The sequence below is a fragment of the Actinomadura sp. NPDC000929 genome, assembly GCF_040492065.1.
GTDB classification, from domain to species: domain Bacteria; phylum Actinomycetota; class Actinomycetes; order Streptosporangiales; family Streptosporangiaceae; genus Spirillospora; species Spirillospora verrucosospora.
This window is the reverse complement of sequence record NZ_JBEUPA010000098.1, coordinates 20,644-32,734: the sequence shown is the minus strand read 5'-3', so window position 1 is coordinate 32,734 and position 12,091 is coordinate 20,644. Positions and strand designations below refer to the sequence as shown.

Annotated in this window: 15 protein-coding genes; 8 read left to right on the top strand and 7 right to left on the bottom strand. The window is 73.6% G+C overall.

Annotation, left to right across the window (positions count from 1 at the left end; genetic code table 11):
- Positions 1-1,274 (bottom strand): AAA family ATPase (locus tag ABWI04_RS28350; RefSeq protein WP_353834353.1); only part of this gene is annotated, 1,274 nt, incomplete at its 3' end.
- A 108-nt stretch (positions 1,275-1,382) separates the two neighbouring features.
- Here ABWI04_RS28350 and ABWI04_RS28345 point away from each other — a divergent pair.
- Together ABWI04_RS28345 and ABWI04_RS28340 are read left to right on the top strand one after the other, a co-directional pair.
- Positions 1,383-1,934 (top strand): hemerythrin domain-containing protein, encoded by a 552-nt coding sequence (locus tag ABWI04_RS28345; protein WP_345180248.1) that lies wholly within the window; start codon positions 1,383-1,385, stop codon positions 1,932-1,934.
- A gap of 49 nt (positions 1,935-1,983) precedes the next feature.
- A complete protein-coding gene (locus tag ABWI04_RS28340; protein WP_345180249.1) occupies positions 1,984-2,172 on the top strand; it encodes a hypothetical protein in 189 nt (62 codons plus the stop codon).
- A gap of 22 nt (positions 2,173-2,194) precedes the next feature.
- Here ABWI04_RS28340 and ABWI04_RS28335 read toward each other — a convergent pair whose 3' ends face one another.
- The 3 genes from ABWI04_RS28335 to ABWI04_RS28325 all read right to left on the bottom strand — a co-directional run bounded on the left by ABWI04_RS28335 (position 2,195) and on the right by ABWI04_RS28325 (position 3,656).
- Complete coding sequence (locus ABWI04_RS28335; RefSeq protein ID WP_378189736.1) at positions 2,195-3,001, bottom strand: MgtC/SapB family protein; 807 nt, start codon at positions 2,999-3,001, stop codon at positions 2,195-2,197.
- Between the two features lie 92 nt (positions 3,002-3,093).
- Positions 3,094-3,285 carry a hypothetical protein gene (locus tag ABWI04_RS28330; protein WP_345180253.1) on the bottom strand — a complete coding sequence of 64 codons (192 nt, stop codon included), beginning with the start codon at positions 3,283-3,285 and terminating at the stop codon, positions 3,094-3,096.
- Positions 3,286-3,296: 11 nt separating this feature from the next.
- On the bottom strand, positions 3,297-3,656 hold the full coding sequence (locus ABWI04_RS28325) for a DUF3140 domain-containing protein (protein WP_353834352.1): 360 nt from the start codon (positions 3,654-3,656) through the stop codon (positions 3,297-3,299).
- Between the two features lie 150 nt (positions 3,657-3,806).
- Here ABWI04_RS28325 and ABWI04_RS28320 point away from each other — a divergent pair, with 150 nt between their 5' ends.
- Positions 3,807-5,273, top strand: coding sequence for an aminotransferase class I/II-fold pyridoxal phosphate-dependent enzyme (locus ABWI04_RS28320; RefSeq protein ID WP_353834351.1), 1,467 nt, complete (start codon positions 3,807-3,809; stop codon positions 5,271-5,273).
- Between the two features lie 91 nt (positions 5,274-5,364).
- Positions 5,365-6,198, top strand: a complete 834-nt coding sequence (locus ABWI04_RS28315) for a phosphoribosylaminoimidazolesuccinocarboxamide synthase (RefSeq protein ID WP_345180257.1) — start codon at positions 5,365-5,367, stop codon at positions 6,196-6,198.
- Here ABWI04_RS28315 and ABWI04_RS28310 read toward each other — a convergent pair.
- From ABWI04_RS28310 to ABWI04_RS28300, 3 genes are all read right to left on the bottom strand, one after another.
- Complete coding sequence (locus ABWI04_RS28310; protein WP_353834350.1) at positions 6,162-6,587, bottom strand: MerR family transcriptional regulator; 426 nt, start codon at positions 6,585-6,587, stop codon at positions 6,162-6,164. The two genes, ABWI04_RS28315 and ABWI04_RS28310, sit on opposite strands and share 37 nt — an antisense overlap.
- Positions 6,588-6,706: 119 nt before the next feature.
- Complete coding sequence (locus ABWI04_RS28305) at positions 6,707-8,068, bottom strand: carbohydrate-binding protein (protein ID WP_353834349.1); 1,362 nt, start codon at positions 8,066-8,068, stop codon at positions 6,707-6,709.
- A gap of 164 nt (positions 8,069-8,232) precedes the next feature.
- The gene (locus tag ABWI04_RS28300; RefSeq protein ID WP_345180262.1) at positions 8,233-8,622 is read right to left on the bottom strand and encodes a YccF domain-containing protein; all 390 of its coding nucleotides are present in this window, start codon (positions 8,620-8,622) and stop codon (positions 8,233-8,235) included.
- A gap of 162 nt (positions 8,623-8,784) precedes the next feature.
- On the opposite strand from ABWI04_RS28300, the gene ABWI04_RS28295 reads away from it, so the two are divergent.
- Genes ABWI04_RS28295 through ABWI04_RS28280 form a run of 4 tightly spaced genes read left to right on the top strand, consistent with a single transcriptional unit; the run spans position 8,785 to position 12,012 of the window.
- Positions 8,785-9,441 (top strand): HEAT repeat domain-containing protein, encoded by a 657-nt coding sequence (locus ABWI04_RS28295; RefSeq protein WP_353834348.1) that lies wholly within the window; start codon positions 8,785-8,787, stop codon positions 9,439-9,441.
- 6 nt (positions 9,442-9,447) lie between these two features.
- Complete coding sequence (locus tag ABWI04_RS28290; protein WP_353834347.1) at positions 9,448-10,449, top strand: HEAT repeat domain-containing protein; 1,002 nt, start codon at positions 9,448-9,450, stop codon at positions 10,447-10,449.
- A gap of 58 nt (positions 10,450-10,507) precedes the next feature.
- Positions 10,508-11,053, top strand: a complete 546-nt coding sequence (locus tag ABWI04_RS28285; protein ID WP_353834346.1) for an RNA polymerase sigma factor — start codon at positions 10,508-10,510, stop codon at positions 11,051-11,053.
- Complete coding sequence (locus ABWI04_RS28280; RefSeq protein WP_353834345.1) at positions 11,050-12,012, top strand: CU044_5270 family protein; 963 nt, start codon at positions 11,050-11,052, stop codon at positions 12,010-12,012. The genes ABWI04_RS28285 and ABWI04_RS28280 overlap by 4 nt, the downstream gene beginning before the upstream one ends.
- Positions 12,013-12,091 lie beyond the last annotated feature (79 nt).

Genomic DNA, 12,091 nt, shown 5'->3' with positions numbered 1-12,091 from the left:
GCTGGCCGAGGTGTGGGAGCACACCTACCCCGGCGACTCGCGGCTCGTGGCGCCCGCGCCGCCGCCGCCAGCCGCCGGCCGCGCTCGGCCGGGTCCGGGGTGAGACCGGCGGCGGCCTCGTACATGGCGGCGACGGCCGCGTTGCCGCCCGCGTTCCGCTCGGTCTCGGCGGTCCTCTCCAGGACGGCCGCGACGCGCTCGTCCGGTTCCGTCACCGAGCGGGCCAGATGCCAGGCGTGGTGGCACACGTCGCCGCGCTCCAGGTAGGCCTCCGCCAGCGCCCGGTGGGCGGCGAGGCGCTGTCCGAGCGTCGCCTCCCGCACGGCGGCGGTGCGGATCAACGGGTGCCGCACCTCCAGCCGCCCGTCGGGCGTGGTGCGCAGCAGGCCCGCGCGCTCGGCGGGCTCCAGGTCGCCGATGGAGGCGGGGGCGCCGAACCGGCCCGCCGCCTTCACCACCACCCCGGCGTCGCCGAGATCGTCCACCCCCACGAGCAGGACGAGCCCGCGCGCCGGCTCGGGCAGCGCGGCGATCCGCTCGGCGAACGACCGCAGGATCCGCTCGTAGGCCGACCCGTGGCCGCCCCGGCCCGGCAGTTCGAGCAGCGCGAGGGGGTTGCCCATCGCGCCCGCGAGGATCTCCCGCCGGACGTGGCCGGGCAGGTCGGGGGCGCGCTCGGCCAGCAGCCCGGCCGCCGCGTCCTCGTCGAGGCCGCGCAGGCGCAGCTCGGGCAGCCCCTGCGCGACGAACTCCGGCGCGGCGCACTCCGGCGCGATGGCGTCGCGGGCCGCGAAGACGACCGCGATGGGCTCGGCGTCGAGGCGGCGGGCGGCGAACAGCAGCGCCTCGGCGGACGAGCCGTCCATCCAGTGCGCGTCGTCGACCAGGCAGAGCAGCGGCCGCTCCTCCGCCAGGTCGGACAGCAGGGTCAGCACCGCGAGCCCCACGAGGAACCGGTCGCTCTCGGCCTCCGGGCCGCCCATGTTGAGGGCCGCGCGCAGGGCCTCGGCCTGCGCGTCCGGGAGGCCGCCGATCCGGTCGAGGTGGCGGCCGAGCAGCAGGTGCAGGCCCGCGTACGGCATGGTGCTCTCGGTCTCGACGCCCGTCCCGCGCAGGACGCGCATGCCGTCGGCGGCGCCGGCGGCGTGGTCGAGGAGGGCGGACTTGCCGATCCCGGCCTCGCCGCGCAGGACAAGGGCGCCGCTGCGCCCGGCGCGGGCCCGGTCGAGGAGCCCGTCGATCGCGGCCAGTTCCCCGTCCCGCCCGTACAGCATGCGCTCACCCTACTCAGCCCGCCGCGGCGCCCGGATGGTTGAAGCCCTCACCTCGGGTATCGCCACGAGTCGTACGCCCCCGGCGCCGAACACCGACAGGAGGTCGTCATGGCCGACCAGGCCACCAAGGAGAACGTCGTCGATCTGCTGCTCGCGCAGCACGAGGAGATCCGCCACCTCGCCACGACCGTGGAGAAGAACCACGGCAAGGTGCGCAAGGACGCGTTCGACCGGCTGCGCAGGCTTCTCGCCGTGCACGAGACCGCCGAGGAGGAGGTCGTCCACCCGTTCGCCCGGCGCGGGGACGGCTCCCGCGTGGTGGACGCGCGGCTGGAGGAGGAGAACAAGGCCAAGGGCGTTCTGTCGGACCTGGAGAAGATGGACCCGGAGTCCGCCGACTTCGAGGAGACGTTCGCCAGGTTCCACCGGGACCTGGCGGCGCACGCTTCGCACGAGGAGAAAGAGGAGTTCCCGCGCATCGCCCGCGAGGCCACGCCCGAGCAGATGCGCGGCATGGCCAAGGCCGTCAGGGCCGCGGAGGCGATCGCGCCGACCCATCCCCACCAGGGGACGGAGTCGCCGACCAAGAACCTCGCGGTCGGGCCGGTGGCGGCCGTCGTCGACCGCGTCCGCGACGCCATCGGCAAGGCGCGCGGCTGACCGTCCCGGGGGCGGCCCCGCCGGGCCGTCCCTCCCTTGAGGAGGTGCGATGACCCACCGGAAGAACGACGAGGACAAGCCGCTCGCCGACCGGCGCGCCGAGGCGGGGGCTCCGCAGGAGGACGACGCCGACGTGGGGGGCGAGCACACGCCCGGCCCCACCGACCCGCCGAACGCCGAGGCCGACGCCCCGGGCGGGGAGGACGACGGCTACAGCCCGCAGACCGAGGTCCCCTGAGCCGCCCGGGGCGCCGTGCCCCTCACTCGCTGTCGTCGTCGCGGTCGGCCCCGACCGTGACGCCGACGACGTCCTGCAGTTCGCTTAGGACCGCGGCGAGTTCCGGGACCGAGCCCGTCCCCTCCAGCGTGAGCGTCACCACGGCGTTGCCGGGGCGCCGCCGGTCGGGTTCGCGCCGGTCCCGGCGCTCGTCGCGGCCGCGGTCGGAGTCGTCCGGCAGGTGGTCGCGGTCGACGTGGACCTCCAGGATCACGAAGTCGCGCCGCGTGGCCTCCATCAGGACCTGCCGCAGCGCGCCCCGCCCGTCCCCGTAGACGATCCGCAGCCGCGCGACCCCGGCCCGGCGGTAGCGCTCCAGCGGGAGCCTCTTCGTCAACCCGCTGAGCCCGTAGACGACGAGGAAGTGGATCGCGGTGACCGCCACCGCGAGGACCGGCAGTCCGCCGCCGGCCGCCATGCCGACGGCCGCCGTCACCCACACGACGGCGGCGGTCGTGAGCCCGCGCACCGCGTCCCGGCGGACGAAGATCAGCCCGCCGCCGATGAAGCCGATGCCGGACACGATCTGCGCCGCCACCCGGGAGGGGTCCAGCGAGACGTTCCCGGGGACGTTCTCGAAGCCGTACTTGCTGACCAGCATGAACAGGGCCGCGCCGACGCCGACGAGGGTGTGCGTGCGCAGTCCCGCGCTCTTGTTGCGCAGCCCTCGTTCCAGTCCGATCGCGGCCGACAGCACCATGGCGAGCAGCAGCTCGCCGATCTCCACCCAACCCTGCCCGGGGGACAATTCGAACACCCTCGTACCACCCCTCCCTCTTCCGTTGTCCATCGGCCGGACCGCCCCGGCCGGCGCGCGCCGGCCGGGCGGCAGCAGACGGGAGGCCGCCCCGGACTCTCTCCGGGGCGGCCTCCGGCCTGCTGCTAGGCGGGGTGCGGCGGCTTCTGGTCCGGCGGCGTTCCGCCGCCCTTGCCGCCGCCCCTGTCCCCCTTGTCGGTGCCGTGCGCGTGGCCCTTGGCCCTCGTCGACTTCGGGTCGGTGGCCTCGGGCGCCGGTTCGTCCGTCACCGCGGTCCTCCCGGACCGCCGGATCTCGGGCTGCTGCGGGTTCGGCATGTGCTCGCCTCCTAAGCGCTGGACGGTTCGGGACGCAGCGGGTCGTGCCCCACGCTCATCAGCGCGTGGCGCCACTCCTCGTCCCGTTCCGCGTTCGGCGGTCGGTGCTCCAGGCGGTCCTCCACGTAGTCGACGACCTCCTGCATCACCTCCCCGTCGCTTTCGGTCAGGTCGACCTTCCGCTTGCGCAGCACGTCCACCACGCGGGCGCCCAGCTCCGACACCCCGGGGCCGGGGCCATCGGCCGGGAACGCCTCCTCGCCGGACGCGTCCGTGAGCAACCAGGTGCGCAGTTCGTCGGAGGTCATGTTCACGAGCCGGTGGAAGTCCTCCCACGCCAGCTCCACCTCGGGCGATACGCGGTTGTTCATAAGCAAAACTCCCTGTACGCGTTCACGCCCGCCGTACCCGGAGACCGCTGCCCCATTCGTCCAAACTTGTATTACTACGGCCGGAACTATCCCCCGGGGCACCGGGAACGCTCCGCGTTACAGCCGGAGACGCCCGGGAACACGACCCGCATGGACCACTCGGAAGCCCCCGTCCTGGACGCCCTCGCCGCCTACCACCGCGAGCAGCAGCTCCCCTACACCCCGCCCGGCCACAAGCAGGGCCGCGGCGCCGACCCGCGCGCCCGCGAGGTGCTGGGCGACGCGGTCTTCCGCTCCGACGTCCTCGCCATCTCCGGCCTCGACGACCGGGAGTCGAACCACAAGGTGCTGGAGCGCGCCCAGGAGCTGATGGCCGACGCCGTCCACGCCGAGCAGGCGTTCTTCTCGACCTGCGGCAGCTCCCTGTCGGTGAAGAGCGCCATGCTGTCGGTCGCGGGCCCGGGCGAGAAGCTCCTGGTCGGGCGGGACGCCCACAAGTCGGTCGTCTCAGGACTCATCCTCTCCGGAGTCCGCCCGATCTGGGTCGAGCCGCAGTGGGACGCGGACCGGCACCTGGCCCACCCGCCCTCGCCCTCGGCGTTCGCGGCGCGGTTCCGGGAGCACCCCGACGCGCGCGGCGCCCTCGTCACCAGCCCGACGCCCTACGGGACGTGCGCCGACCTGTCCGCGATCGCCGCCGTCTGCCACAAGCACGGCAAGCCCCTCATCGTGGACGAGGCGTGGGGCGCGCACCCGCCGTTCCACGAGGACCTGCCGACCTGGGCCATGGACGCCGGCGCCGACGTGTGCGTGACGAGCGTCCACAAGATGGGCGCCGGGCTGGAGCAGGGGTCGGTCTTCCACCAGCAGGGCGACCTGGTCGACCCGGCCGTCCTCAGGGCCCGGGAGGACCTGCTCGGGACGACCAGCCCGTCCGTCCTGATCTACGCGGGCCTGGACGCGTGGCGGCGGCAGATGGTGGAGCACGGGCGCGCCCTGCTGCAGGACGCGCTGGGCCTGGCGGCCGACGCGCGCTCGCAGATCGCGGCCCTCGACGGCTTCGAGGTCCAGGGCCGGGAGGAGTTCACCGGCCCCGGGCTCGCCCACGACTTCGACCCGCTGCCCCTCGTCATCGACATCGCCGGCCTCGGCGTCACCGGCTACCGGGCCGCCGACTGGCTGCGGGAGCACCACCGCGTCAACATGCACCTGTCCGACCACCGGCGGATCAGCGCGCAGTTCACCTTCGCCGACGACAAGGAGACGGCGGGGATGCTGCTCGGCGCGCTGCGCGACCTCCACGACCACCTCGACGACCTGCGCGGGGCGCCGGCGGTCGAGGTGCCGTCCCCCGGGGACCTGCGGCTCGAACTCGTCGTGCTGCCCCGGGACGCGTTCTTCGGCCCGGCCGAGCAGGTGCCCGCCGCCGACGCCGTCGGCCGCGTCAGCGCGGAGATGCTGACCCCGTACCCGCCCGGCATCCCGGCCGTGCTGCCCGGCGAGCGGATCAACGCCCCGGTCATGGAGTACCTGCGTTCCGGCGTCGCCGCCGGGATGGTCGTCCCGGACGCGGCCGACAGCACCCTCGACAGCGTGCGGGTGTTCGTCGAGGACTGACGTGACGGGCCCGGCGAGGCGGAGCCGCCGCAGGTGGCGGGGCGGCGCTGTGGAAGACTCCTACCGGCACGGCGGCTAGATGGGGAGCGTCATGGAGTTGGTCCACTCGGGCAAGGTCAGGGACGTCTACGCGGACGGCGACGAGCTGATCCTCGTCGCGTCGGACCGGGTGAGCGTCTACGACGTCGTCCTTCCGACCCCGGTCCCGGACAAGGGGAAGATCCTCACGCAGCTGTCCCTCTGGTGGTTCGAGCGGCTCGCCGACATCATCCCGAACCACGTCGTCTCGGCCACCGACGTCCCCGAGGAGTGGGCCGGGCGCGCCATCCGCTGCCGCCGCCTCGACATGCTCCCCGTCGAGTGGATCGCGCGCGGGCACCTCGCCGGGCTCGGCCTGAAGGAGTACCAGAAGTCGGGCACGGTGTCGGGCGTCTCCCTGCCCGACGGCCTGGTCGAGGCGGACCGGCTGCCTGAGCCGATCTTCACGCCGACCACCAAGGCCGCCGAGGGCCACGACGAGTTCATCACCTACGACGACGTGGTCCGCGAGATCGGCGACGACACCGCCGCCCGCCTCAAGGACGTCACCCTGGAGATCTACCGGCGCGGCGCGGCCCTCGCCGCCGAGCGCGGCATCATCATCGCCGACACCAAGCTGGAGTTCGGCCGCGCCGCCGACGGCTCCCTCGTCCTCGGCGACGAGGTGCTCACGCCCGACTCGTCCCGCTTCTGGCCCGCCGACCAGTGGGTGCCCGGCCGTCCGCAGCACTCCCTCGACAAGCAGTTCGTGCGCGACTGGAGCAGCACGCTCGACTGGGACCGCACCCCGCCCGGCCCCGCCATCCCCGACGAGGTCGTGGAGGCCACCCGCGCCCGCTACGTCGAGGTCTACGAGCGCCTGACCGGCACCGCCTGGACCTCCTGACCCGGCGCCGGGCGCGCGCCGGCCGGGCCCGGCGCGCAGCCGGGGCAGGCTCGGGCGAGCCGCTCCGCCACCTCGGCGCGGCGCCGGAGGAGCGCGCGGATCTCCGCGTCGATCGCGGCGAGCCCGCGCCGGTAGACGGCGACCGACTCCGGGCAGGCCGCGCCGTCGGCGTGGCCCGCGCGCAGGCAGTCGACGAACGGGCGCGTGTCGTCCAGCGTGAAGCCCGTCTCCAGCAGCGCGCGGATCTGCGCGACGAGCCGCAGGTCGGACTCCTCGTACTCGCGGTAGCCGTTGGCCGCGCGCCGCGCCGGCAGCAGCCCCTGCTGCTCGTAGTAGCGCAGCATGCGGGTGCTCACGCCCGCGCGGGCGGCCAGTTCCCCGATCCGCATCGGCCCTCCTCGCCTTCACGGGCGACGGTACTCCTTGACACCGCCGTCAATGTCAAGGCCGGCGGGCCGGGTGGGACGGGCCCGGCGGACGCCGCCGGGCCCGCCCCGCGGTCACGCCGTCAGCGTCCCTGGAGGCCGCGGACGTTGTCGCCGAACGTCCAGCTCTTCGACCCGTCCCAGTTGATCGACCAGGTCATCAGGCCTTTCAGCTGGCCGTTGAAGTGGTTCCACGCCTGGCCGACGAGGCCGGGCGACATGTAGCCGCCGCCCGCGCCCGGCTGCGCCGGAAGGCCCGGGGCCTGCTTGTCGTACGGGACCTTGATGGTGGTGCCCTGGACGGTGAGGCCGTTGTTCAGGCACTCGGTCTGCTTCACGAAGCCTTCGACCGTCCCGGCGGAGTAGGAGTCTCCCGAGCAGCCGTACATGCTGCCGTTGTAGTACTGCATGTTCAGCCACCACAGCCGGCCGTTGTCCGCGTACTTCTTGACGATCGGCAGGTAGGCGCCCCAGATCGAGCCGTAGGTGACGCTTCCGCCGGTCACGTAGGCGGTCTCCGGTGCCATCGTGAGCCCGAAGTTGGACGGCATCTGGCCGAGCACGCCGTCGATGATGCGGATCAGGTTGGACTGCGACGCCGACAGCTGGTTGATGTTCCCGCTGCCCGACAGGCCCGTCTCGATGTCGATGTCGATCCCGTCGAAGTTGTACTTCTTCAGGATCGGCACGACCGTCTGGACGAACCGGTCGGCGACGGCGCTGGAGCTGAGGTCGATGCCCGCGGCGGCGCCGCCGATCGACATCAGGATCGTCGCGCCCGCGGCCTTCGCCGCGCACATCTGGGCGGGGGTGGAGACCTTGACCGTCGAGTCCATGCCGTCCTCCCACAGGACGGTGCCGTCCGAGCGGATGACGGGGAACGCCGCGTTGATCACGTTGTAGCCGTGCTGCCTGATCACCGGGTTGTCGATCGGCGTCCAGCCGAACGGCGGGTGGACGCCGTTGGACGCGCCGTCCCAGTTCTCCCAGTAGCCCTGGAGGATCTTGCCGGCGGGCTTGGACCTCACCGCGCAGGTCTCGTTCCCGCCGGGCGGCGGGGTGGTCGGCGGGTCCGTGGGCGGCGTGGTGGGCGGGGTGGTGGGCGGCGTCGTCGGCGGTCCCGTCGTGTCGCAGGTGCCGAGCTCGCGCCACAGCGTGGGGGTGGAGGCGGGGTTCCAGTTCGCGCCCGGGTAGGCGGTGTGGGCGACGATCGCCTCGTAGCCGCGGCCGGTGTAGACGACCTTGTCGCCGACCTTGTAGGAGGTGCCCTCCGCCCAGGCCGGATACGTGCAGGCGATCGCGGACGCGGGCTGGGCCGACGAGGGCGCGGAGACCGCGACCAGCGTGCCGAAGGACAGGACGGCCGCCGCGGCGGCGGAGGCCAGCGCGGCTCCGGCCGCGCGTCTGGAGGGTCTGCGCTCGAAGTGCGCGTGCTTGGGCTTCACGGGGGGGACGACTCCTCAGCTGAGCGGGACACAGAGGAGCCGGTGCAAGAGCCGAACAAGTCCCGTGGGGACTCTCCCAGAGCAAGGCACGTACGACCGGCGTGGACGCCAGTTAGAGGGTAACCGTCCCGCCCGGGCCCGTGAAGCCCTCGGAAGGGGGGCGTTCAGAAGGTCGCGGTGCGGTCCGACGGGACGATCTCCTGGCCCAGCGGGGTGAGCGAGATCGGGATCAGCTTGAAGTTGGCGATGCCGAACGGGATCCCGATGATCGTGATGCAGAGCAGGACGCCGGTGACGAGATGCCCGAGGGCCAGCCACCACCCCGCGAAGACGATCCAGATGATGTTCCCGATGAGCGAGCCCGCGCCCGCGTCCCGCCGGGGGACGGTCGTCCGGCCGAACGGCCACAGGGCGAAGCCCGCGATGCGGAACGAGGCGATGCCGAACGGGATGGTGATGATGAGGATGCAGCAGATCAACCCGGCGACCACGTAGCCCATCGCCATCCAGAAGCCCGCCAGGACCAGCCAGAGGACGTTCAACAGCGTGCGCACGAGTTCCCCCCGAGAGTAATCAAATGCTGTTATTTCACACCGTCCCCCGACTCAAACCGGCGGGCCGTGTGAAGAAGACCGTAGGGCACCCCGCCCGGTCGTGGACGCGCTTGACCTTGACACGGTGACAGGCTCTTCACTGCGACCAGGGAGGTGGTCACGATGACCATGCCGGATACGGACCGGGCTTTCCGGGCGCTGGAGAACGGCGACGCGTCGGTGCGGCTGCGCGCGGCGATGGCGGTCGGCACGGCCCCGGATCCGGCGTTCGTCGAGAAGCTCCTCGAACGGTGCGCGGTCGAACCGGAGTTCTTCGTGCGCGACATGCTCACCTGGGCGCTGACCCGCCACCCGTCGTCGACGACGGTTCCGAGGCTCGTCGAGGAACTCGGCTCGGAGCACGCGCAGGCCCGCAGCCAGGCCCTGCACACCCTGTCCAAGGTCGGGGACCCGCGGGCGTGGCCGGCGATCACGCGGGAGCTCCTGACCGGCGCCGACGACGAGGTGGCGCGGAGCGCCTGGCGAGCGGCGGTCGTGCTCGCGCCCGAGGACGAGCGGCCCGAGCTGGCGGCGGTGCTGGCGTCCCAGCTCGGGCGCGGTGACCGCGCGATGCGGCAGAGCCTCAGCCGCGCGCTGATCGCCCTCGGCGAGGTGATCCTGCCGGTGCTGCGCGCCGCTCAGGCGAACCCCGACCCGGGCGTGCGCGTGCACGCGATCGCCACGGAAAGGCTGCTCCGCGACCCCGACGCGGGGTTCGAGTTCGCGATCGAGGAGGCGAAGCGCATCATGGTCCTCGGCGCGAACGGGCAGGAGGAGTGACGGGCGGTGTTGATCGGTGACGTGGCGCGGCGGTCCGGGGTCAGCGCCCGCATGCTCAGGCACTACGAGTCGCTCGGCCTGCTGCGCCCGACGGGCCGTACCGGCGCGGGCTACCGCGAGTACTCCGCTGACGACATCCGGCGGATCTTCCACATCGAGAGCCTGCGGTCGCTGGGGCTGTCGCTGCGTGAGGTCGGGCGCGCGCTCGACGACCCCGGTTTCGCGCCCGCGGAGCTCGTCGCCGGCCTCGTCCACCGGACGCGGGAACGCATCGCCCGCGAGACGGAGCTGCTCACGCGGCTCCGCCGGATCGACGCCGCGGAACCCGCCGGCTGGGAGGACGTCCTCCAGATCGTCGCGCTCCTCCAGGCGCTGGGGTCGGAAAGCGCCGGGAAGCGCCAGCGCGCGGCCCTGTCCTCGGTCGAAGAGGTGCCGGTGGAGGCACTGGTCGAGGCGGCCCTGAGCGAGACGGACACGAACGTCGCCGGAGCCCTCCGATGGGCTCTGGCGCGATCGGGCGACAGCGCGTTGGCGCCGCTGGCGGAGGGCCTCGCCTCACCGGCCGCCGAGGTGCGGAGACGGGCCGTCCGGGCGATCGCCGAGCTACAGGGCGACGGGGCGACCGCACTCCTGCGGGACGCCCTCGCGAGCGCGGACGTCGTGGTCCGCAGGCACGCGGCCCTCGCGCTCGGGACCCGGGGAGGGGAGGATGCCGTCCCGACGCTGATCGACATGATCGTCGAGGAGGCGAACGACGTCGACGCGGCCGACGCCCTGAGCGCCCTGGCGAGCCGTCCCGCGCTGGCGGAACAGATCGCCGCCGGCCTCGTCGACCACCTCGCCCAAGGCACCGCCGACTCGTCCGCCCGCCGACGGCTGACCCAGGCGCTGGCCGACATCCCGGGCCCCACGGCATCCCGCGCCCTCGCGGACCTGTCCCAGGACGAAGACCGCGCCGTCGCCCTCACCGCGACCTACATCCTGAGCCTCCGCGACGCACAGGTGTAAGCGAAGCGGCCCTGCCGGACATCTCTGGGCGACACCGACCCGAGAGAAGGGAGCCGGCGTGCCCGATCCAGACGGGGGATTCACCCGGTTGTGGGACGCGCACTACGACGATGTGCTCAGGTACGCGGCGCGGCGGATCGACCACGAGACGGCTCGGGACATCGCCGCGGAGACGTTCCTGGTCGCCTGGCGGCGGCGCGGCGACATCCCGCCGGACCGCACGTTCCCGTGGCTGCTGAACGTCGCCCGCAACGTCCTCGCCAACGAGATGCGGGGCCGCCGGCGCCGCACCCGGCTGTGGGACCGGCTGCGCGGCGACGCTCCGCGCGCGCCCGCCGCCGACGTGGCGTCCGGCCTGGCCGAGGGCGGCCGCATGGCCGCCGCGCTCGGCCGCCTGTCCGACCGCGACCGGGAGGTCCTCCAGCTCGTCGGCTGGGAGGGCCTCGACGCGAAGGCGGCGGCGACCGCGGCGGGCTGCTCGGTCAAGGCGTTCTCCGTGCGCCTGCACCGCGCCCGGCGCCGCCTGACCGCCGCCCTCGCCGAGATCGACGCCGCCGACCGTCCCGCGTCCGCCGCCCCGCTGCAAAGGAGCCCCCAGGTATGAACGACCTCCACGAAGTGCGCCGCCTCATGGCCCCGGCCGACCCCTGCCCGCCCGGCGCCTTCGAGGGCGCCGCCCACGACCCGGCCGGACGCGCCGCCTTCGAGCGGATCACCGCGTCCACGGCCCGCCGCACCGGCCCGTCCCGCCGGACGACGTTCCGCCTCGTCGCCGCGGGAGGCGTCGCCGGAGCGCTCATCGCCGGCACCGCCGTCGCCACGAGCGGCGGCGGCACGCACCGCCCGGCGCCCGTGGCGGCGACGGAGGCGCAGCAGGTGCTGAACGTCGCCGCGACGTTCGCGCTGAAGCAGCCGTTCACCGCGCCGCGTCCCGGCCAGTGGGTCTACACCGAGACCCGTTACCGGCGCAGCGGCGTCCCTGGCCGCGGCCAGATCGTCAAGCCCGGTTCGCCGCTGAAGACGCAGGTCGATCGGAATTGGGTCCGGGCGGACGGCAAGCGCATGGCGCTGTACGACCACGGCAAGCTCGTCACCTCCGCCACGGGCGGGGGGACGCCGCCGATCGACTACGCCACCGTCGCCAAGCTGCCCACCGACCCGGACGGGATGCTGGCCTGGGCCCGCAAGCAGAAGACACCGGCCGACCCGAACGGGGGCGCGTTCCAGCTGCTCGGGTCACTGCTGCTGAACAACGGCGTGCTGCCGCCGGCGCAGACCGCCGCCGCCTACCGCGCGATGGCGAAGATCCCCGGCGTCACCGTGGACCGGGCGGCCAAGGACGGGGCGGGGCACACGGCGGTCTCGGTCTCGTTCCTCATCGAGGGCTGGGCGAAGGACGAGATCCTCCTGGACCCGTCCACCTACGCCTACCGGGGCCACCGCACCACCGTCGCCCGGGACCACACCATGCCGGACGGGGGACGCTTCCTGAAGGGCGCCGTCGAAAGCCAGTCCGTCCGCCTGACCGCAGGCGTCGTGGACGAGCCCGGCCAACGCCCCTGACCTCCCGCTCGTAGAAACGAGGGCCGCCCGACCAACGGGCGGCCCTCGCCTCGTCCCGTCCGGCGGACGGAGGGAACCG